The sequence below is a fragment of the Cryobacterium sp. MDB1-18-1 genome, assembly GCF_004402735.1.
Taxonomy (GTDB): Bacteria; Actinomycetota; Actinomycetes; order Actinomycetales; family Microbacteriaceae; genus Cryobacterium; species Cryobacterium glucosi.
Genome location: NZ_SOFR01000044.1, coordinates 196,388 through 216,707 on the forward strand (window position 1 = coordinate 196,388; position 20,320 = coordinate 216,707).

The 20,320-nt window shown below is 68.3% G+C and carries 25 protein-coding genes; 5 read left to right on the forward strand and 20 right to left on the reverse strand.

All coding sequences use genetic code 11. The features are described from left to right. Positions 1–18: 18 nt before the first annotated feature. Positions 19–1,233, forward strand: a complete 1,215-nt coding sequence (locus E3O50_RS10495) for a class I SAM-dependent methyltransferase (protein WP_134557993.1) — start codon at positions 19–21, stop codon at positions 1,231–1,233. Positions 1,234–1,293: 60 nt separating this feature from the next. Here E3O50_RS10495 and E3O50_RS10500 read toward each other — a convergent pair whose 3' ends face one another. The 10 genes from E3O50_RS10500 to glmS all read right to left on the reverse strand — a co-directional run bounded on the left by E3O50_RS10500 (position 1,294) and on the right by glmS (position 9,238). Further along, on the reverse strand, positions 1,294–1,701 hold the full coding sequence (locus E3O50_RS10500; RefSeq protein WP_134449929.1) for a hypothetical protein: 408 nt from the start codon (positions 1,699–1,701) through the stop codon (positions 1,294–1,296). 51 nt (positions 1,702–1,752) lie between these two features. After that, on the reverse strand, positions 1,753–2,349 hold the full coding sequence (locus E3O50_RS10505) for a hypothetical protein (protein ID WP_166790574.1): 597 nt from the start codon (positions 2,347–2,349) through the stop codon (positions 1,753–1,755). 85 nt (positions 2,350–2,434) lie between these two features. Beyond that, positions 2,435–2,908, reverse strand: coding sequence for a DUF4190 domain-containing protein (locus tag E3O50_RS10510; protein WP_134449927.1), 474 nt, complete (start codon positions 2,906–2,908; stop codon positions 2,435–2,437). 143 nt (positions 2,909–3,051) lie between these two features. Continuing rightward, entirely contained in the window at positions 3,052–4,119 is a 1,068-nt protein-coding gene (tsaD, locus tag E3O50_RS10515) for a tRNA (adenosine(37)-N6)-threonylcarbamoyltransferase complex transferase subunit TsaD (RefSeq protein WP_134449926.1), read from the reverse strand. Then, positions 4,116–4,655: a ribosomal protein S18-alanine N-acetyltransferase gene (gene rimI / locus E3O50_RS10520; protein WP_166787419.1), complete on the reverse strand. Its 540-nt coding sequence runs from the start codon at positions 4,653–4,655 to the stop codon at positions 4,116–4,118. Before rimI ends, tsaD begins: the two co-directional genes overlap by 4 nt. Next, complete coding sequence (tsaB, locus tag E3O50_RS10525; RefSeq protein ID WP_134557995.1) at positions 4,656–5,288, reverse strand: tRNA (adenosine(37)-N6)-threonylcarbamoyltransferase complex dimerization subunit type 1 TsaB; 633 nt, start codon at positions 5,286–5,288, stop codon at positions 4,656–4,658. A 9-nt stretch (positions 5,289–5,297) separates the two neighbouring features. Further along, entirely contained in the window at positions 5,298–5,840 is a 543-nt protein-coding gene (tsaE, locus tag E3O50_RS10530; protein WP_134449924.1) for a tRNA (adenosine(37)-N6)-threonylcarbamoyltransferase complex ATPase subunit type 1 TsaE, read from the reverse strand. Then, positions 5,837–7,000: an alanine racemase gene (alr, locus tag E3O50_RS10535; RefSeq protein ID WP_134449923.1), complete on the reverse strand. Its 1,164-nt coding sequence runs from the start codon at positions 6,998–7,000 to the stop codon at positions 5,837–5,839. Before alr ends, tsaE begins: the two co-directional genes overlap by 4 nt. Further along, positions 6,994–7,350 (reverse strand): holo-ACP synthase, encoded by a 357-nt coding sequence (locus tag E3O50_RS10540; protein WP_134449922.1) that lies wholly within the window; start codon positions 7,348–7,350, stop codon positions 6,994–6,996. The genes alr and E3O50_RS10540 overlap by 7 nt, the downstream gene beginning before the upstream one ends. A 37-nt stretch (positions 7,351–7,387) precedes the next feature. Continuing rightward, entirely contained in the window at positions 7,388–9,238 is a 1,851-nt protein-coding gene (gene glmS / locus E3O50_RS10545) for a glutamine--fructose-6-phosphate transaminase (isomerizing) (protein WP_134449921.1), read from the reverse strand. Between the two features lie 33 nt (positions 9,239–9,271). Between glmS and coaA the strand changes: the two genes are divergently transcribed. The 3 genes from coaA (at position 9,272) to yidC (ending at position 11,537) form a co-directional block, all read left to right on the forward strand. Then, positions 9,272–10,228, forward strand: coding sequence for a type I pantothenate kinase (gene coaA / locus E3O50_RS10550; protein WP_134449920.1), 957 nt, complete (start codon positions 9,272–9,274; stop codon positions 10,226–10,228). Positions 10,229–10,401: 173 nt separating this feature from the next. Then, on the forward strand, positions 10,402–10,695 hold the full coding sequence (locus E3O50_RS10555) for a DUF6412 domain-containing protein (protein WP_134557996.1): 294 nt from the start codon (positions 10,402–10,404) through the stop codon (positions 10,693–10,695). 83 nt (positions 10,696–10,778) lie between these two features. Further along, entirely contained in the window at positions 10,779–11,537 is a 759-nt protein-coding gene (gene yidC, locus E3O50_RS10560) for a membrane protein insertase YidC (RefSeq protein ID WP_134449918.1), read from the forward strand. Here yidC and glmM read toward each other — a convergent pair. From glmM to truA, 4 genes are all read right to left on the reverse strand, one after another. Next, positions 11,534–12,904, reverse strand: coding sequence for a phosphoglucosamine mutase (glmM, locus tag E3O50_RS10565; RefSeq protein ID WP_134449917.1), 1,371 nt, complete (start codon positions 12,902–12,904; stop codon positions 11,534–11,536). The genes yidC and glmM overlap by 4 nt on opposite strands. Positions 12,905–12,923: 19 nt before the next feature. Next, complete coding sequence (gene rpsI / locus E3O50_RS10570) at positions 12,924–13,409, reverse strand: 30S ribosomal protein S9 (protein WP_134449916.1); 486 nt, start codon at positions 13,407–13,409, stop codon at positions 12,924–12,926. Positions 13,410–13,458: 49 nt separating this feature from the next. Continuing rightward, entirely contained in the window at positions 13,459–13,905 is a 447-nt protein-coding gene (rplM, locus tag E3O50_RS10575; RefSeq protein WP_134449915.1) for a 50S ribosomal protein L13, read from the reverse strand. A gap of 191 nt (positions 13,906–14,096) precedes the next feature. Next, positions 14,097–15,008, reverse strand: a complete 912-nt coding sequence (truA, locus tag E3O50_RS10580) for a tRNA pseudouridine(38-40) synthase TruA (RefSeq protein WP_134557997.1) — start codon at positions 15,006–15,008, stop codon at positions 14,097–14,099. Between the two features lie 61 nt (positions 15,009–15,069). Between truA and E3O50_RS10585 the strand changes: the two genes are divergently transcribed. Further along, positions 15,070–17,025, forward strand: coding sequence for an acyltransferase family protein (locus E3O50_RS10585; RefSeq protein ID WP_134557998.1), 1,956 nt, complete (start codon positions 15,070–15,072; stop codon positions 17,023–17,025). A gap of 64 nt (positions 17,026–17,089) precedes the next feature. Here E3O50_RS10585 and rplQ read toward each other — a convergent pair whose 3' ends face one another. The 6 genes from rplQ to infA all read right to left on the reverse strand — a co-directional run bounded on the left by rplQ (position 17,090) and on the right by infA (position 20,194). Then, a complete protein-coding gene (gene rplQ, locus E3O50_RS10590) occupies positions 17,090–17,602 on the reverse strand; it encodes a 50S ribosomal protein L17 (protein WP_134557999.1) in 513 nt (170 codons plus the stop codon). A 47-nt stretch (positions 17,603–17,649) separates the two neighbouring features. Then, complete coding sequence (locus E3O50_RS10595; protein WP_134449911.1) at positions 17,650–18,639, reverse strand: DNA-directed RNA polymerase subunit alpha; 990 nt, start codon at positions 18,637–18,639, stop codon at positions 17,650–17,652. A 174-nt stretch (positions 18,640–18,813) separates the two neighbouring features. Beyond that, positions 18,814–19,212, reverse strand: a complete 399-nt coding sequence (gene rpsK, locus E3O50_RS10600) for a 30S ribosomal protein S11 (protein ID WP_022883249.1) — start codon at positions 19,210–19,212, stop codon at positions 18,814–18,816. Between the two features lie 44 nt (positions 19,213–19,256). After that, positions 19,257–19,631 (reverse strand): 30S ribosomal protein S13, encoded by a 375-nt coding sequence (rpsM, locus tag E3O50_RS10605; protein ID WP_134449910.1) that lies wholly within the window; start codon positions 19,629–19,631, stop codon positions 19,257–19,259. 160 nt (positions 19,632–19,791) lie between these two features. Continuing rightward, positions 19,792–19,905 (reverse strand): 50S ribosomal protein L36, encoded by a 114-nt coding sequence (gene rpmJ / locus E3O50_RS10610; protein WP_035834639.1) that lies wholly within the window; start codon positions 19,903–19,905, stop codon positions 19,792–19,794. 67 nt (positions 19,906–19,972) lie between these two features. Continuing rightward, positions 19,973–20,194: a translation initiation factor IF-1 gene (gene infA, locus E3O50_RS10615; protein WP_022883252.1), complete on the reverse strand. Its 222-nt coding sequence runs from the start codon at positions 20,192–20,194 to the stop codon at positions 19,973–19,975. Positions 20,195–20,320: the final 126 nt, after the last annotated feature.

Genomic DNA, 20,320 nt, shown 5'->3' on the forward strand with positions numbered 1-20,320 from the left:
CTTGATATCGTTTGGACAATGGAACGCTCCGAGCTTGTTGACCTGTTGTCCCCCGAGGGGCTGCGCCTGCTGGACTCGCTTCCGCCCTGGGACAACGCCTCCGATGTGGTTCGGCTGGTGAGCGACCTGCGGAAGGCCGGCCATCCTCAGGGACTCGTGACCGCGGTGCTCGGCCAATCGCGGCTGCGGGCGAAGGCCGTGGCCAAGTTCGGCGACTTCGCCGGGCGGATGCTCTTCACTGAGGCCGGTCTCGAACAGGCCACCCGCCTGAACGTCGCCGCGCTGCACGCCGGCCGGTTCGCCGCTGCCGGACTGAACCGGGTCGCCGATCTCGGCAGCGGGATCGGCAGCGACTCGATGGCCCTCGCCGCGCTCGACATCCAGGTGACCGCCGTGGACACGGACGAGGTCACGGCCACGGTCGCGAGCTACAACCTCGCCCCCTTCGACAATGCCGCCGTCGTGCACGGCGACGCGGAGACCTTCGACCTCACCGGCTTCGACGCTGCCTGGCTCGACCCGGCCCGCCGTACGGCCGGTCACAGCAATACCTCCCGGCTGACCCGCCCGGAGGATTATTCGCCGAACCTCGACTTCGTCTTCGGACTGAGCGAGCGGATGCCGATCGGAGTGAAGCTCGGTCCGGGTCACGACCGTGACGCCATTCCCGCCGCCGCGGAAGCGCAGTGGGTGTCCGTGGACGGAAAGCTCGTGGAGATGGGACTCTGGTCCGGCGTTCTCGCTCGCGAGGGCATCCGCCGTTCGGCCCTGCTCCTGGGCAGGGACGGCCGGCACGAGCTGACCGCGGCCGCGGACAGTCCGGATGTCGAGACCGTGCCCGGAGAGGCGGGCGTGCCCGGGAGCTACCTGTATGAGCCGGATGGCGCCGTGATCCGGGCGCGGCTGATCGGCGACCTGGCCCGCAGCATGGACGCGCTGATGCTCGGGGAGGGCATCGCATACCTGAGCTCAGAGTCGCTGCACGAGACCCCGTTCGCGACGGCGTTCCGGGTGCTCGAGTCGCTGCCGGTGGACGAGAAGAAACTCCGGCTCGCGCTCAAGGAGCGTCGGATCGGGACTCTCGAGATCAAGAAGCGCGGCGTGGACGTTGACCCGGCCGTGCTGCGCACCCGGCTGAAGCTGCACGGGTCCGAGTCCGCCACTCTCGTGCTCACCCGGGCGGGCGGCCACAGGCTCGCTCTGCTCGTGGAGCGGGTGCAGCCGCCGCGCTGAGCACTCAGCGCCGGGCACCCAGCGCCGGGCACCCAGCGCCGGGCACTCAACGCCGGGAGCTCAGTGCGGGATGGGGCTGATGCCCTGGCTGATCAGCACGATCCAGCCGGCGGCGATGACGAGGCCCGCGAGACCGGTGCCGAGGCCCCAGGCCCAGATCGCGACGGCCGCGCGTTCGGTGCGGCTCGCCCAGACGGCGAGCACGACGGCCGCGAGCGAGAGCGGCGCGGTCCAGACCACGAAGACGGCGCCGGCGAGGCCGACGGCGCCGAAGAAGAGGGAGGCGAGAGAGCGGGCGCGCCTGCGCGCAAGGGCGCGCAGCTCGGACTCGGTGTAGACGTACGGCACCCATTCGGTGGGAGCGGTGACGGTCGACGCGTAGTCGAGTTCGCCGGTGACCTCCTCCGGCGGGCGCGTCAGTTCGAAGCGGAGGTCGTCACCGGCGGTGGGACGTCGTGCATCCGTCACTGCGGCCTCCCGGTCCGTTCACTTCGCCCGGGGAACGGGCTCTCAGCGATATTAGTAGGTACTCGGCATGCTTGCGAAGACGATGATCCAGACGACGATGCTCAGCAGGGAAAGGGCGACGCCGACGATGCCCGTGATCAGGCCGGTGAGCCACAGGGCACGTGCGCGCGGTTCCTTCGTGCGACCGAGCGCCCCGAGCACGATGGCCGCGGCCGGCAGCAGCAGGGTGAGCACCCCGCCGACGAAGGGGATGAACGCGATCGGGAGGCCCAGCAGTCCGACGACACCTGCGACAAGCGAGAGGATGCTGAGCAGCGGCTGGCGGGTCGAAGCCTGCGTCCCCGGGGCGGGCGGGTACGGATACCCGTAACCGGGCGGCGGCGACGGCGGTCCGGCGGAGGCAGGACCGCCGGGCGCTGGACCGGCGGTCGGAGGATCCGTGAACGGCGGACCGGCGAACCCATCGCCGCCGGATGCCACGGGCTGCGTTCCGGGGGGCCCTGCAGCGGCCACGGTGGACTCGCCGCGCGGAATCTGCGGGACCTCGGGAACCTCGGGAACCTCGGGCACGTGCGGCACGTCGGGCACCTGCGGAACCTCGGGAACCGGAGGGATTCCCGAGGCACCAGGGGCGTTCAGATCACTCATGAGCTGTTCCTTTCCACTTCATTGACGGGTCAACGGTGATGGCAGGTCAGTCGTGACGACAGGCCGGCAGGGACGATCAAGTGGGTCAGTAGCTGGAGTACCCGTTGGTCGAGGCCGTGCTGATCAGCACGATGAAGAGGATCGCGCCGATGATGCCGGCGACGATGCCCAGGTAGCCGAGAACGAGGCCGGCGATGGCGAGCCCGCGGCCCTTTTCTCCGGTCTTCTTGATCTGGCTGAGGGCGATGTGGCCGGTGATGATCGCGGCGAGAGAGACGAAGAACGCCGACACGAGCGACACGATCGCGAGGACGTTGTACTTGTCCTGGGCGAGGGGCTGGCCGTAGGCCTGCTGGCCGTACGCCTGCGGCTGGCCGTACTGCTGCTGCTGGCCGTACTGCTGCTGACCGTACGTGTCCGGTGCGCCATACGCGGGGGCGGCAGGTGCCTGGTACGCCGGCGCGGCGGGTGCCTGGTATTCGGGCGCGGCGGGCGCCTGGTAGATCGGGGGCTGGTTCACCGGGGGCGGGGTTACCGGAGGCTGGTTCGGGTCGGTCATGACTAACGGCTCCTTTGGGCTTCGATCAGCTGGCGGTGCCATAGTTGCACCCTCATCGAACGGGTGTCAACGCCCATGACGCGCCATGTCTGTTGCGTCCAGCGTATCGCGGATGCATAGGAACCGGAGATGGGACGCGGTTTTCAGCCCTGGATGACGGAAGCAGGGAGCGTTGAATCCGCACCGAAGTCGAGGGTGGACGGCTCGTGACCCGCCATGATCAGCTGGGCGCCGAGCGCGGCGATCATGGCGCCGTTGTCGGTGCACAGCGAAAGCGGCGGGATGCGCAGGGCGATGCCTGCTGCATCCGTTCGCTCGACGGCGAGCTCGCGGAGCCGCGCGTTCGCGATCACCCCGCCGCCGAGGAGAAGTCGCGGCACACCGAGGTCGGTGCACGCGGCGACGGCCTTGGTGAGCAGGATGTCGATGACGGCCTCGCGGAAGCTCGCCGCGACGTCCGCGAGCGGCACGGTCTCCCCCGCGTCGCGGGTCTGCTCGACCCAGCGGGCGACCGAGGTCTTCAGCCCGGAGAAGGAGAAATCGTAGCGGTGGTGTTCCATGTCCTTGTGATGGCTGAGGCCGCGGGGGAAGCGGATGTACGCCGGATCGCCGCCGAGCGCGACGCGGTCGATCTGCGGGCCGCCGGGGTATGGCAGGCCGAGGATGCGGGCGACCTTGTCGAAGGCCTCCCCCGCCGCGTCGTCGATGGTCTCGCCGAGCAGTTCGACGTCGGAGACGAGGTCGCGCACGAGGAGGAGCGAGGTGTGCCCTCCGGAGACGAGGAGGGCGATCGTCGGGTATTCGAGGGGCTCCGTGCCCGGATCGGCGTCGGTCTGGAGTACGTCGGCACCGACGTGGCCGACGAGGTGGTTGACCGCGTAGATCGGCTTGCCGAGGGCGATCGCGAGTGCTTTCGCGGCGCCGACGCCGACCATGAGCGCGCCGGACAGGCCGGGGCCGTAGGTGACGGCGATCGCGTCGACGTCCTCGAGGCGGATGCCCGCGTCCTCGGTCGCCGCCCGGATCATCGGGACGAGCTCCTCGAGGTGGGCGCGCGCCGCGACCTCGGGTACGACGCCGCCGTACCGGGCGTGCTCATCCATCGATGAGGCGATCGTGTTGGAGAGCAGCCGGCTTCCGCGGACGATCCCGATGCCGGTTTCGTCACAGGAGGTTTCGATGCCGAGCACCAGGGGGTTGTCGCGGTTCATTCGGTCGCCTCCGCGGCATCCGTCGGGTCGGTCGGGGACTGCACCGGGTCGGGCGCGGCGAGCGCCGCCTCCGCGGGCGGCACTGCGAGTCGCATCACGAGCGCGTCGACGTTGTCCGGCTGGTAGTAGCCGCGGCGCACACCGATCTCCTCGAAGCCGAGCCGGAGGTAGACCCGCTGGGCGCCGGGGTTGTCGGCGCGGACCTCGAGGAACACCTCGCGGATGCCTCGCTTGCGGGCCTCGGTGACGAGGCTCTGCACGAGGGTGCCGCCGAGACCGTGCCGGCGGGCCGTCTCGGTGACGGCAATGGTCTGGATGTCGCCCTCGAGCGCCCCGCGCGGCGCGAGCAGCCCCGCGTATGCCTCGATGCGGTCGGGTTCGTCCGGCGGGACCGCGACGAGGTAGTAGCAGTCCGGGTCGGTCACGTCCCGGAGCATGCCCTCCGCGGACCAGGCGTCGTTCTCGAAGAGGCGGGTCTCGAGGGCCATGATGCCGTCGAGGTCGCCCGCGTGGGCGCGGCGCAGCTGCCAGGTCACTCAGCTCACCCGTTTCGGACCGTTGGAGAGGGTGACGTCGGGCGAGCGCAGGTAGAAGGCGGCGTCGGTCGCGAAGGCACGGTCGTTGGCCAGCAGCAGTTCGGCGACCCTGCCGAGGTCGGCGGCCGGAACGGTCACGGCGTCCGCGCGGACCAGGCCCGCGTAGACCCAGTCGGGCTCGAGCAGGACGGCCGGTTTCGCCACCCCTGGCGCGGCGAGGCGTACGGGCAGGCCGGCGGCATCCGCCCCGCTGTATGCCGACCAGTTCACCTCGCGCCGGCGGGCGTCGGTCACGACGACGAGGCCGCCGGTGTGGCCGGCCCGAAAGCGGCTCAGGGCGATGGCGTCGTGGCTGATCACGGGGAGGAAGGGCAGGCCGGCGCCGAGAGCGAAGACGCGGGCAGCGGCGATGCCGACGCGGAGACCGGTGAATGGGCCAGGGCCCATGCCGCCGACGACACCGGTGAGGTCGGCGACCCGCACGTTCGCCCGGTCGAGGCACTCTGCGATGAGTCTGCCGATCAACTCCGCGTGGCGCATGGTGTCTGCGGTGTCGATGTCCGCGAGCACGCCGCGGACCCCGTCGACGACCGCGACGCGGGTTCCGGCGGAGGTATCGATGGCGAGAAGCACCTGTTCAGCCTATTCCCCGGGCCATGCGCCCTCGAACGCGGCCCAGCGGGGGCCGAACCCGGTGATGGTGACGGTGCGCGGCTCGTCGAGGTCGACGTCGAGGTCCAGGCCGGGTGCGGCGGATGCCCGGGCGGAGCCGGCCGCGCCCGCCGGCCCGGTCTGCAATGCGCCCGTCGGCCGCTCGATCTCGATGTCGAGCCACGAGTCCGCGACCCCATCGAGCAGCCCGCGGCCCCACTCGACCACGACGACGGAATGCTCGAAGTCGATGTCGAGGTCGTCGAGTTCCATCGCGCCCTGCAGCCGGTAGGCGTCGACGTGCACGAGCGGCGGGCCGCCGACGAGGCTCGGGTGTGTGCGGGCGAGCACGAAGGTCGGGCTCGTCACCGCGCCGCGTACCCCGAGTCCGACGCCGAGGCCGCGGGTGAAGGTGGTCTTGCCCGCGCCGAGCGGACCGGTCAGTACGAGCAGGTCGCCCGCGCGGAGCTCAGCGGCGACGCGGACACCCCAGGAGTGCATCGCAGCGGCGTCGGGGATCACCCGGCGGTTCATCGCGCGGGCTCCCCGCTCTCGCTGAGGACAGCCCGGTAGCTGCGCGGAACGCGGTGCCCGATCCGGGTGACGATCTCGTAGTTGATCGTGCCGGCGGCATCCGCCCAGTCGGCAGCGCTCGGCACCGGCTCCGGCTCTCCCCCACGCACGTCGGGGTCGCCGAAGAGCACGACCTCGTCCCCGACGTCGACACCGTCCTGGCCGAGACTCACGACGAACTGGTCCATCGCGATGCGTCCGACGATCGGATAGCCGCGGCCGTTGATGTTCACCCGCGCAGAGCCGGACGCCGCGCGGGGCACACCGTCCGCGTAACCGAGCGGGACGAGGGCCAGATTGCCGTCCTCTGGGGCACGCCACAGGTAGTCGTAGGACACGCCCGCTCCCGCAGGCACCCGGCGCACGGCGGCGACGCTCGCGCGGAGGGTCATCGCCGGCGAAAGGCCGAGCTCCCGCGGGCTCGCGTCGTCGAAGGGGGACAACCCGTAGAGGCCGATGCCGATCCGCACCATGGAGAACCGGGCGGCGGGCAGGCGCAGGGCGGCCGCTGTCGACGCGAGGTGCGCGAGCTCCGGGGTCAGCCCTGCCGCTGCGGCGAGGTCGAGGCCGGAGCTGAAGCGGGCGACGGCCTCGTCGTCCGCGGCCGGGGAGGCGTTGGAGAGATGGCTGAAGATGCCGCGGACGTGCACGAGGCCGTCCCGTTCGAAGCCGGAGCCGAGCGCGAAGACCTCGGCCCAGTCCGGCCCGTTCAGGCCATTGCGGCTGAGGCCGGTGTCGAGCTTCAGGTGGACATTGGCGACGCGGCCGAGCCGGCCGGCGGCATCCGCTATGGTCCGCAGCTGGCAGGCGGACGAGACACCCAGGTCGATGTCCCTGGCGATCGCGGCCTCGAAATCCGTGTCGGGCCCGTGCAGCCAGGCGAGGAGCGGGGCCTCGATGCCGGCGTCCCTGAGCGCGTGCGCTTCGGTGAGATCGGCGACGCCGAGCCAGTCGGCCCCCGCGGCGAGGGCGGTGCGGGCGACGGGGACCGCGCCGTGGCCATACGCATTGGCCTTGACGACGGCCATGAAATGCGGGGTGCCGATCGTGGCGCGCAGGTGGGCGACGTTCGCGGCGATCGCACCGAGGTCGATGACGGCCTCGCGGAACTCGCTCACGATGCACCCTCGAGCACGACGAAGGCGCAGGCGACGCCCGCATCGTGGGTCATCGTGAGGTGCACGGAGTCGACGCCGCGCGCACGCAGCACCTCGGCCATGACCCCGCTCAGCCGGAATCCGGGGTTACCGTGCGCGTCGCTCACGACTTCCATCTCCTGCCAGCTCGTGCCCGCGCTGTCGCCGAGCGCCTTGATCAGTGCTTCCTTGGCCGCGAACCGCGCCGCGAGGGAGTGGGTGGGCAGGCCGCGTTCTGCGGCCGCGAACAGCCGGGGAACGAGTCCGGGCGTGCGCAGAACCTGCCGGTCGAACCGGTCGAGGTCGACGATGTCGACGCCGATGCCACGAATCACGCCCGCGACCGCCTGCCCGTCCCCACTCCGTCCGCGCTTATTCGACCGTGACCGACTTCGCGAGGTTGCGGGGCTGGTCGACGTCGAGGCCCTTGACCGTTGCCAGCTCCATCGCGAAGATCTGCATCGGCACGACCGCGAGGAACGGCTCGAACAGCGGCGAGGCGAGCGGGATCCGCAGTACGGTGTCCGCGAACGGCAGAACGGCCACGTCGCCCTCTTCGGCGATCGCGATGATGCGAGCGCCGCGGGCGCGGATCTCCTGGATGTTCGAGACGACCTTGGGGTGCAGGTGCGCGGAACCGCGCGGGCTCGGCACGACGACGAAGACGGGCTGGCCGGGCTCGATCAGCGCGATCGGACCGTGCTTGAGCTCGCCGGCAGCGAAACCCTCTGCGTGGATATACGCGAGTTCCTTGAGCTTGAGCGCACCCTCGAGGGCGATCGGGAAACCGACGTGGCGGCCGAGGAACAGCACGGCACGGGTGTCCGACATCCAGGCGGCGAGTTCGTGCACGGCGCTCTCCTGGAGCAGGGTGGTCGCGATCTTTGCGGGAATGGCCTGCAGCTCGACGATCTGGGCCGCGGCATCCGCTTCGGTCATGCTGCCGCGCACGCGGGCGAGGTGCAGGGCGAAGAGGTAGAGGGCGGCGATCTGGGCGGTGAAGCCCTTCGTCGAGGCCACGGCGACCTCTGGGCCGGCGTGCGTGTAGATCACGGCGTCGGACTCGCGGGGGATGGTCGCACCCTGGGTGTTGCAGATCGAGATGGCCTTGGCGCCGGACTCCCTGGCGAACTTGACCGCCATCAGGGTGTCCATGGTCTCGCCGGACTGGCTGATGGAGATGATCAGGGTCTCCGGGTTCAGCACCGGGTCGCGGTAGCGGAACTCGTGGCTGAGCTCGACGTCGACGGGCACGCGGGTCCACTTCTCGATCGCGTACTTGGCGACGTAGCCGGCGTTCGCCGCGGTACCGCAGGCGACGATGACGATCCGGCGGATGCCGGCGAGCACGTCGTCGCCGAAGGCCTCGAGCTCGGGCACGACGGCCTGGCCCTCGTGGATGCGGCCGAGGAGCGTGTTGGCGATGGCGTCCGGCTGCTCGGAGACCTCCTTGGCCATGAAGCTGGACCAACCGCCCTTTTCGGCGGCGGAGGCGTCCCAGGCGATGTCGAATTCCTCGAACTCGACGGCGTTGCCGTCGAAGTCCGTGATGGTGACGACCTCAGGGGTGATCGTGACGATCTGATCCTGGCCGACGGCGACGGCCCGGCGGGTGAACTCGACGAACGCTGCGACGTCGGAGCCGAGGAAGTTCTCCCCGTCGCCGAGACCGATCACGAGCGGAGAGTTGCGACGGGCGCCGACGACGACACCGGGCTGGTCCTGGTGCACCGCGAGGAGGGTGAATGCGCCGTCCAGGCGGCCGACGACGCTCAGGAACGCGGCGCTCAGGTCGCCGAGGCGCTGGTATTCGCGGCCGAGCAGCACTGCGGCGACCTCGGTGTCGGTCTCGCTCTCGAAGGTGAAGCCCTCGGAGAGGAGCTCCTCCTTGAGAACGGAGAAGTTTTCGATAATGCCGTTATGGATAAGGGCGAGCTTGCCGTTGTCACCGAGGTGCGGATGCGCATTCGCGTCGGTCGGTCCGCCATGGGTGGCCCAGCGGGTGTGGCCGATGCCGGTACGGCCGTTGTTCATCGGGTTGCCTTCGAGGTCCCCGGCCAGAATGGCGAGCTTACCGGCCCGTTTCCTGGTGTTCAGCACGCCGTCATCGTCGATGACCGCGATCCCCGCCGAGTCGTACCCCCGGTATTCCAGTCTCCGCAACCCCCTCATCAGGACCTCGACGCTTTTATCTTCCCCGACATAACCCACGATTCCGCACATAGCCCCGATTTTAGTCCGACTAAGCTGTGTGGAATGTCCGATCCAGCCGCGAGCCTCTGGAACAACGGCCACACCACACCGTTCGTCGAGCTGGATCGAGCGGACTGGGCGGCCCTTGCACCCACCACCCAGCTCCCCCTCCGTGAGACCGAGATCGTGCAGTTGCGCGGCCTCGGCGAGCCGCTCGACCTCGGCGAGGTGACCGATGTCTACCTGCCCGTCAGCCGCCTGCTCAACCTCTATGCCGCTGGAGCAAGCCAGTTGCACCGGGCGACGAGCGACTTCCTCGGCGAACGTGCCCGGCGCACCCCGTTCGTGATCGGCGTCGCCGGGTCCGTCGCCGTCGGCAAGTCGACGATCGCCCGGCTCCTGCGCGAACTGCTGGCCCGCTGGGAGGACACTCCCCGGGTCGAACTCGTGACGACCGACGGGTTCCTCTTCCCGAACGCCGAACTGGCCCGGCGGGGACTGATGGCTCGCAAGGGATTTCCAGAGTCGTACGACCGGCGATCCCTGCTCCGATTCGTGTCCGCCGTCAAGGGCGGCGCCGCCGAGGTGCGGGCTCCGTTCTATTCGCACCTGAACTACGACATCGTTCCCGACGCGCAGATCGTGGTGCGCCAGCCGGACGTCCTCATCGTCGAAGGCCTCAACGTGCTCGCGCCGCCGACAACGGGGCACGGGCTCACGGTCAGCGACCTCTTCGATTTCACCGTCTACGTGGATGCCCGCACCCAGGACATCGCCCGCTGGTACGTCGACCGGTTCCTGCGCCTGCAGCGCGGCGCGTTCAGCAACCCGAAGTCGTACTTCCACCGGTACGCGACGATGACCGAGGACGAGGCCCGCCGGGAGGCCCGCCGTATCTGGGACGAGATCAACGAGCCCAACCTGGTGCAGAACATCCTGCCGACGCGCTCCCGGGCGACCCTTGTGCTCCGCAAGGACGAGAACCACGCCGTGTCGAAGGTGCTGCTCCGCAAGCTCTGAGCGGTGCGGCATCCGCCCGCAGCCCTGACCGATTCGACGGGGTTTTTGGCTTTCCGATACGTGGGAGACCGGGTAGACCGGTTCAGAACCGAAAATCTCCGTCGAATTGCTTCACTCCGCGGCGTAGAGTCGACTCACCAATCGTTCTGGCCGACCCGCCTGGAGGCGCGATCGTGAGAGCCGCCTACACCGCGCTGGTGCTGTTCCTGGCCGGTCCGCTGCTCGCGCTCATCCTCGTGCCGACCGAACCGGGGATGATGTTCTTCGCCGGCGTCGCCGTACTCGGCCTGGCGCTCGTGATCGGGGTCCAGTGCCGACTCACGGCCGCCGACGCCCTCGAGATCACAGTCGGCCGCCGCTCCCACCGACACCGCGAGGTGCTCAGCGAACTCGCCGCACCGAGTCATCCCAACACCGCCGGGCGTCCACGCCCGCGCGCACCGGCCCGGCCGCTCGCGGTCGCCTAGACCTCAGCCGGCAACTCCAACGCAGGGCGAGGCAGCGCGAACGCAGACGCGCCCCTCTTCCTCCGACCGTTGGGATATCCTCCGTGGACCTCTATTCCGTTGCGCCCGTCGCAGCCCTGCTCCAAGCCGCCTCGGCGGCCGTCACCACCTTCTCCTCCGCGCTCGCACCCATCTCCGGTGCGAGCAGCACCGCACTCGTCATCGTCCTGGTCACGCTCCTGTTGCGGGCAGTTCTCGTACCGGTCGGCCGCGCCCAGGTGCGCGCCGAGTTCGTCCGCAGGCGCCTCGCCCCGAAACTCCGGGAGCTGCAACGCCGGTACCGGGCCGACCCCGAGCTACTGAACCGCAGGACAGCCGAGCTCTACGCGGCCGAGAAGGCGTCGCCCCTGGCCGGATGCCTGCCGACGCTCCTGCAGGCGCCGATCGTGTCGACCGTGTACGCGCTCTTCGTCCTCGCCAGCATCAACGGACAACCGAATCCGCTCCTCGCTCAGGAGCTCGGCGGCGTCCCGCTCGGCACGTCGTTCCTTGCGCTTCTGGGCACCACCCCGGTCTTCTGGCCCGGACTCATGCTGTTCGGAGCGCTCCTCGCCGTCATCGCCCTGACCGCGGGGCTCTCTCGACGACTGGCTGCGCGATACGTCTCTCCGGTCGTGCCGACAGCCCGGCCCGCTGCAGCACGGCTCGCCGCAACCCTCAGCTGGCTCCCGTTCCTGACGCTTGTGTTCGCGAGCGTGGTCCCGCTGGCCGCGACGCTCTACCTCACGGTGAGCACGGCCTGGACGCTCGTCGAACGCGGCATTCTCTACCGCTCGTTCGCTCCGACCGGGCCCGGGTCCTAGAGGGAGTCGAGGGCGAGGCGCAGGCGCACGACGTCGGCGAGGGAGTGCGCAAGCCGGTCGGCGGTGGCCTGGTCGGCCGCCTCGACCATGACGCGCACCATCGGCTCGGTGCCGGACGGACGCAGCAGCACCCGGCCGGTGTCTCCGAGTTCGGCTTCGGCCTCGCGCACGGCGGCGGCGATGACCTCGTCGGATTTCAGCGCGTGGTGATCGACGCCGCGCACGTTCACGAGGATCTGCGGGAACACGGTCATCACGGCGGCGAGCTCGTGGAGCGGCTTGCCGGTGCGGGCCATCTCGGCGACGAGGTGGAGTCCGGTGAGGATACCGTCACCGGTGGTCGCGAAGTCCGTCATGATGACATGTCCGGACTGTTCCCCGCCGAGGGACAGGCCGTTCGCGTTGAGCTCTTCGAGCACGTAGCGGTCGCCGACCTTGGTCTCGATCATGCGGATGTCGTTGGCCGCCATGGCCCTCCGGAGGCCGAGGTTGCTCATCACAGTGGCAACGAGCGTGCGGTCCTTGAGGACGCCGCGCTCGGCCATCGAGACGGCGAGGATCGCCATGATCTGGTCGCCGTCCACGATGTTGCCGTGCCGGTCGACGGCGAGGCAGCGGTCGGCGTCGCCGTCGTGGGCGATGCCCACGTCGGCACCGTGCTCGAGGACGGCCTTCGCGAGGTTGTCGAGGTGGGTCGAGCCGACCCCGTCGTTGATATTGAGCCCGTTCGGGTTGGCGCCGATGACGGTCAGCTGCGCGCCGGCATCCGTGAAGACCTGTGGGGACACGCCCGCGGCCGCGCCATTGGCGCAGTCCAGGACGACGTGGATACCGTCGAGGCGGTGCGGGAGGGTGCCGAGGAGGTGCACGACATAGCGGTCTTCTGCGTCCGCGAAGCGTGAGATCCGGCCGACATCGCCGGCGATCGGCGTGAGCTTGTCGTGGTCGAGGTGGGCCTCGATACGATCCTCGACGTCGTCGGGAAGTTTGGTGCCACCGAAGGCAAAGATCTTGATGCCGTTGTCGGGGGCGGGGTTGTGCGAGGCGGAAATCATCACGCCGAAGTCCGCACCGATGTCCGCGATCAGGAATGCCGCGGCCGGCGTGGGGATGACGCCGGCGTCAAGGACGTCGACACCGGAACTGGCGAGGCCCGCGGCTACTGCCGAGGCGAGGAATTCGCCGGAAATGCGCGGGTCACGCGCGAGGACGGCCACCGGACGGCGACCCTCGGCTCGACGCGATTCAGCGCGGCGACCCTGGGTGAGAACTGCGGCACTCGCCTGGGCGAGGCCCAGGGCCAGGCCAGCCGTGAGATCACGGTTGGCCAGGCCCCGAACACCGTCGGTGCCGAAAAGTCGAGGCATGTCGGCGCCGACTATCGATCTAACGCTTCGAGAACTGAGGCGCCTTACGGGCCTTCTTGAGTCCGGCCTTCTTGCGCTCCTTGACGCGAGCGTCACGGTTGAGGAAGCCGGCCTTCTTGAGGATGGCGCGGTTGTTCTCTTCGTCGATCTGGTTGAGCGAACGCGCGATGCCGAGACGCAGGGCGCCGGCCTGGCCGGAGGGGCCACCGCCGGTGATGCGTGCGATGACGTCGTAGCTGCCGATCAGGTCGAGGACCTTGAACGGGTCGTTGATGAGCTGCTGGTGAAGCTTGTTCGGGAAGTAGTCCCCGAATTCGCGACCGTTCACCGTGATGGTGCCCGAGCCGGGAACGATGCGCACGCGGGCGATGGCCTGCTTGCGACGGCCCACGGCTGCGCCGGGAACGTTGAGGACGGCGCGGGGCGCCTTGGTTACGATTTCGGCCGGGGTCTCGGTGGAATAGCTCTCCGGAGCCTGGTCAATCTGATCTGCGATCTTCGCCACGATGGTGTGAATCCTTTTTTCTTAGAGTCGAGAAGTCTGGTGGCCGGCGCTACTGAGCGACCTGGGAGAGGGTGTACGGCTTGGGCTGCTGCGCAGCGTGCGGGTGCTCCGGGCCTGCGTAGACCTTGAGCTTCGCGAGCTGGGCGCGACCGAGCGAGTTCTTCGGCAGCATGCCGCGAATCGCCTTCTCAACCGCACGCGTCGGGTGCTTCTCGAGCATCTCCGAGTAGTTCTGGGCGGAAATGCCGCCCGGGTAACCGGAGTGGCGGTATGCGATCTTCAGTTCAAGCTTCTTGCCGGTGAGGGCGATCTTCTCGGCGTTGACGATGATGACGAAGTCTCCCATGTCCATGTGGGGAGAGAACGTTGCCTTGTGCTTCCCCCGGAGGAGAACGGCGGCGTGGCTGGCAAGACGACCGAGCACGATGTCTGTGGCGTCGATGACGACCCAGTCGTGCTGGACTTCGCTTGCTTTGGGAGTATAAGTGCGCGTCACTGTTGTGCTGCTTTCTTGTTCGAACGGAGGTGTTCGTGAATCCCGCTCCGGGTGTGTTCCCCGACGGGGAACACGATCGATGGAGGGCTCACGTTCGTGTGCCTGGCTGCAACGCACAGACACCAAGGGTCAATGCTAGTCCGCCGGGAGCGTTGGCGCAATTCGCCTGCGCGATTCGGCGGCGCGCTGCGCTACTCTTCGTCCTCGTCGAGGGCGCGCCGGGCACGGGTCTCGAGGGCGCGGGCCGCGAGCCGGTCGTCGGCGGGATAGTCGACCGCGAGCAGGGTGAGGCCCTGCGGCGGCATGACCTTGAACTCGCTCGTGCGGGCCCGGTTGATCCGCAGCGTCGCGAGCCGCTCCCCTGCGAGCCGTCCCTCTCCGACCGCGACGCAGGCCCCGACGAGTGCCCGCACCATGCTGTGGCAGAAGGCGTCCGCCTGCACCGTCGCGACGAGCACGCCGTCCGGGTCCCGCCGCCAGCTGAACTCCTGCAGGGTGCGAATCGTCGTGGCGCCCGGCCGGGGTTTGCAATAGGTCGCGAAGTCATGCAGCCCGAGCAGGGACGCCGCGGCCACCTGCATCGGTTCCAGGTCGAGCGCGAAGCCGTGCCAGGTCGTGCGCAGCCGGTCCTGAGGGTTGTGCCCGAGCACCGAGTCGGCGATCCGGTACTCGTAGCGGCGCCAGTTCGCCGAGAACCGAGCGTCGAATCCGGGGGGTGCGACGGCGGATGCCTTGATCACGATCTCCGGCTGGGTCACCAGGATCCCCCCGAGCCTCCGCTGCACCATCACCGCGAGCGTCGCAGGGGTCCGGCCCCTTCCCCGTCGGAGCAGGCCCCCGACCTGGTCGGGGGTGAGGTCGAAGTGCGCGACCTGACCGAGGGCGTGCACCCCCGCATCCGTTCGCCCGGCGACGATGAGGGACGGATACGGCGGGTAGCTCTGCAGGATCGTGGCGAGTCCTGCCTCGATCTGGCCCTGCACGGTGCGGAGCTCTGGTTGAATCGCCCATCCCGAAAAATCGGTGCCGTCGTAGGCGATGTCCAGCCTGATCCGGGTGTTCTCCGGGAGCGGGGAGACAACAGGGGCGGCAGGAAGATTCACGGAGGTAAGTGTAAGTGCCGGGCCGGGTATCGTAGAACCCGGATCGGCTCCGCTCACCGCTATGAAACTCAGTTACCGCACTCCCGCATCCCTGCGCCCGGACTCTGAGACTCGGGATTCGCGCCGTTTCTCCGGCCTCGACGGCCTGCGCGGCATCGCCGTGAGCGTTGTGCTCGTCTTCCATTTCTTCCCACAGGTGCTGCCCGGCGGCTTCGTCGGCGTCGACGTGTTCTTCGTGATCAGCGGGTTCCTGATCACCGGTCTCCTCGTGGACGAATATGCCAGGTCCCGCCGGATCTCGTTGCGCCGGTTCTGGAGCCGCCGGGTGCGCCGGCTCGTGCCGCCGCTCGTTCCCCTCGTGCTGCTCTGCTGCACCGTGGCGTGGATGCTCGGGGGCGACGTGCTCGTCGGCCTCGGCTGGCAAGTTCTCGGCGCGGTCACGTTCGGCTACAACTGGGTGTCGATCGCAGGCTCCGCGAGCTACTTCTCGGCGACGAGTCCTGAGCTGTTCCGGAACCTCTGGTCCCTGGCCGTCGAGGAGCAGTTCTATCTGGTCTGGCCGTTTGCGCTGCTCGCGGTGCTGCTCATCCGGAGCGCCCGGATTCGCCTGGCGGTCGTGTGCACCCTCGGCGTCCTCTCCGTTCTCTGGATGGGGTTCCTGTTCCAGCCGGGCGCCGATCCGACCCGGGTCTACTACGGCTCGGACACGCACAGCTTCGGCCTCTTCGCCGGCGCGGCCCTCGCGCTGCTGCTGCGACGCCCGAACGGCCTGGGCGCACCGACCCGCAACGCCAACGCCGGTGCCGCCCGCACCGGCCCAGCGGGCTTCACCCGGCTCGCCTCCCCCGCCCGGCTGCGCCCCTGGCTCGGCCTCGCCGCATTGCTCGGCATCGGTGCGGCTGCGGCGTGGTTGCCCGCCGCGGGCCCGTTGGCGTACCGGGGCGGACTCGCCGCTATCAGCCTGCTGTCCTGCGTCGTGATCTGGGCCGCCGTGCGCGGCGCCCGCTTCGGCCGCTGGCTCGACACCCCGGTGCTCCGGTGGATCGGCGAACGGTCCTACGGCATCTACCTCTGGCACTGGCCTCTCTTCGTGCTCGCCGGCGTCGCCTGGCCGGCCGCCGGCGTCGAGGTGCACCTGCTCGTCGCCGCCGTCGCCGTGCTTGTGGCCGCAGCCTCGTATCGGTGGCTCGAGCAGCCGGTGCGGCGCAGGGGCCTGCGCGGCGGCATCCGCTCCCTGTCGGGTTTCGCGACCGAGTCGTGGTCCCGGCTCGCGGTTGTCGGCGTCGCAGCGATGGTCGGCCTGATCCTCGTCGGCGGCACGACGGCCGCTGTCGTCGTCGCACCCGCCGAGACGAGTGCGCAGGCACGGATCACCAGCGGCCGGCACATGCTCGAAGCCGCCCAGGCCGACCGGAAGCGCGAGGACGCCGAGCGGAAGAGCGACCCGACCGCGGCGCCCGCGCCGGTCGCACCGGGCGACCTGATCTCGGCCGTCGGCGATTCCGTGATGCTCGCCTCGGCCCCCGAGCTCGAAGACCGGTTCCCGGGCATCCTGATCGACGCCGCCGTGTCCCGGGGCATGCGCGCGGCTCCGGACATCCTTGCCGCCCAGGCCGCCGCCGGGACGCTGCGTCCGGTCGTCGTCGTCGGGCTCGGCACGAACGGGCCGATCACCACGGATGAGCTGCTCGCGATCGAGGCCGCGATCGGCCCCGACCGGAAGCTCGTGCTCGTGACCGCCTTCGCCGACCGGGACTGGACGGCCGGCGTGAACGAGGCGCTCGTCGGCTTCGCCGCCCACCACCGACTCGTGGGCATCGCCGGCTGGCACGACGCGATCGCGCCGCACACCGACGTCCTGGCCGGGGACAACATCCACCCGGGTCCCACGGGAGGGCGGATCTACGCCGACTGCATCGCGTCCGCGCTGGACTGGCTCGCCCCCCAGCATCCGTTGCACGGCCGGGACCCCTACCGGCTCGGCCAGGACCCCGTCGTCCTCCGCCCAGTGTCCTAGGAGATCAAAAAAGAAGGGCCCGACCGAAGTCGGGCCCTTCCAGGTGAAGCGAGTGAAGCGTGGGTTACTTGGCTTCCTCGACGGGAGCCTCGGCAACGACCTCGTCCTCGGCCGGGGCGTCGACGACGGCCTCGGTCTCGGCGGGGGCCTCGACGACGACCGGCGCGACGGCAGCAGCTGCAGCGGCGGACGTCTTCGCGGACTTTACCTTCGGGGTGACGGGCTCGAGGACGAGTTCCATCTGGACCATCGAAGCGTTGTCGCCCTTACGGAAGCCGAGCTTCGTGATGCGGGTGTAGCCGCCCTCGCGCAAGGCGACCTGGGGTGCGATCTCGGTGAAGAGCTCGTGCACGACGGTCTTGTCGCCGATGGTGGCCAGAACGCGACGACGGGCGTGCAGGTCGCCCTTCTTCGCGAACGTGATCAGTCGCTCGGCGACCGGACGAAGGCGCTTGGCCCGCGTTTCGGTCGTCTTGATCGACTTGTGGGTGAACAGCGAGGCGGCAAGGTTGGCGAGCATGAGGCGCTCGTGTGCCGGGCCGCCACCGAGGCGGGCTCCCTTAGTGGGCGTGGGCATTAGTAATCTCCAGTATCAAAAGTCAAAAGTCAGTCGGGAGACTGCTTTTAGATGGTTTCTTCGTCGTAGCCGCTGTAGAAGTGGGCGCCGTCGAATCCGGGCACCGAGTCCTTCAGTGACAGGCCAAGCTCGACGAGCTTGTCCTTGACCTCATCCACCGACTTCTGTCCGAAGTTGCGGATGTTCATCAGCTGGGTCTCCGAGAGGGCGACCAGTTCGCTGACGTTGTTGATGCCTTCACGCTTGAGGCAGTTGTACGAACGAACCGACAGATCGAGGTCTTCGATCGGGATCGACAGTTCGGTCGACAACACGGCGTCGACCGGCGCGGGGCCGATTTCGATGCCCTCTGCCGCGGTGTTCAGTTCGCGGGCCAGACCGAACAGCTCGGTCAGGGTGCGACCGGCGGATGCGATGGCGTCGCGAGGCGAGATCGCCGACTTGGTCTCCACGTCGACGACGAGGCGGTCGAAGTCGGTACGTTCACCGGCACGGGTCGCCTCGACGCGGTAGGTCACCTTGAGCACGGGCGAGTAGATCGAGTCGACCGGAATCTGGCCGGCCTCGGAGTACTCGTTGCGGTTCTGGGTGGCCGACACGTAGCCGCGGCCACGCTCGATGGTCAGTTCGAGTTCGAACTTCGCCTTGTCGTTCAGGGTGGCGATGACCAGTTCGGGGTTGTGCACCTCTACGCCGGCCGGAGCCGAAATGTCGGCGGCGGTGACCTGGCCGGCACCCTGCTTGCGCAGGTACGCGGTGATCGGCTCGTCGTGCTCGCTCGAGATGACGAGTCCCTTGATGTTCAGGATGATCTCGGTGACGTCTTCCTTGACACCGGGAACCGTGCTGAACTCGTGCAGCACGCCGTCGATACGGATGCTGGTGACAGCGGCTCCGGGGATCGAGGAGAGCAGGGTGCGGCGCATGGAGTTGCCGAGGGTGTAACCGAAGCCAGGCTCGAGCGGCTCAATGATGAACCGGGACCGGAACTCCGAGATGTTCTCCTCGGTGAGCGTGGGGCGCTGTGCGATAAGCACTATTGATTCCTTTCGGCAAAGTGTCCGCTATATGACACTTGCGAGGCGAGGTGTTGAGTGTGAAAGAAAAAAGAATCGCGCGGGGCCTGGACCGCTCCGTGAGGAGCAGTCCAGGCCCGGCGATCCGCGGCGACCGGGGTCGTCACGAGGACGAACCCGGCCAGTGCGGGTGCTTTAGACGCGGCGACGCTTCGGCGGACGGCAACCGTTGTGAGCCTGGGGCGTCACGTCGTTGATCGAGCCAACCTCGAGGCCGGCGGCCTGAAGGGAGCGGATCGCGGTTTCGCGGCCTGAGCCGGGTCCCTTGACGAACACGTCAACCTTCTTCATACCGTGCTCCTGCGCCTGGCGGGCGGCCGACTCGGCTGCCAGCTGTGCGGCGAACGGGGTCGACTTACGCGAACCCTTGAAGCCAACTCCACCTGAGGACGCCCAGCTGATGACCGCACCGGTGGTGTCGGTGATCGAGACGATGGTGTTGTTGAACGTGCTCTTGATGTGGGCCTGGCCCACGGCGACGTTCTTCTTTTCTTTCTTGCGCGGCTTCCGAACGGCCGACTTGGGTGCTGCCATGAATTTCTCCTGAATCCTAAAGGCGAGACGGGCCAGGCCGAGGCCTAGCGCGCCTTCTTCTTGCCGGCTACGGTGCGCTTCGGGCCCTTGCGGGTGCGAGCGTTGGTCTTGGTGCGCTGGCCGCGGACGGGCAGGCCCTTGCGGTGGCGGATTCCCTCGTAGCTGCCGATCTCGACCTTGCGGCGGATGTCGGCGGCAACCTCACGGCGGAGGTCACCCTCAACCTTGAAGGTTCCTTCGATGTAGTCACGGAGGGCGACGAGCTGCTCGTCGGTCAGGTCCTTGACTCGGATGTTTCCATCGATTTCAGTGTCGGCGAGGGTCTTGAGTGCCCTCGTGCGGCCAACACCAAAGATGTAAGTCAGTGCAACTTCCACGCGCTTATCGCGGGGAATATCAACGCCGGCTAGACGTGCCATTATGGCTTCTCCTGTATATGAGTGGAGGTCTGTAGCAGTGCCCGTTCATCGGCCTCCAACCGATGGTGTCCCCCCTCGCGGGGTTCCTGGCACTGCTATTTTCTGTATTCAGTTGAATCGTTCACCAGGGTGAGCCTGTCGGGTGACAGACTCCCACCGGCTAACCCTGACGCTGCTTGTGACGCGGGTTCTCGCAGATGACCATCACGTTGCCGTTGCGGCGGATGACCTTGCACTTGTCACAGATCTTTTTGACGCTGGGCTTGACCTTCATGGTGTGTCCTTGTATTCGCTGTCTTCGTACCCGCGGAATGCCGCGGGCCGTTACTTACAGCAACTTCTTACTTGTAGCGGTAGACGATCCGGCCGCGAGTCAGATCGTAAGGGCTCAGCTCCACGATCACGCGGTCCTCAGGAAGGATGCGGATGTAGTGCTGACGCATCTTGCCCGAAATGTGGGCAAGAACTTTGTGGCCGTTCGTCAACTCAACGCGAAACATCGCATTGGGAAGAGCTTCGACTACTGCGCCCTCGATTTCGATGACACCGTCTTTTTTGGCCATAACTCACTATCACTAGGTATTGATTGCTGGTCGTGCGGGGATATGGTGCTCTAGACACGCCGCAGGCGACGGCATCAGACACCAAGGATTTACTCTATGGTATGAAGTTGCCTTTTGGCAATTCTT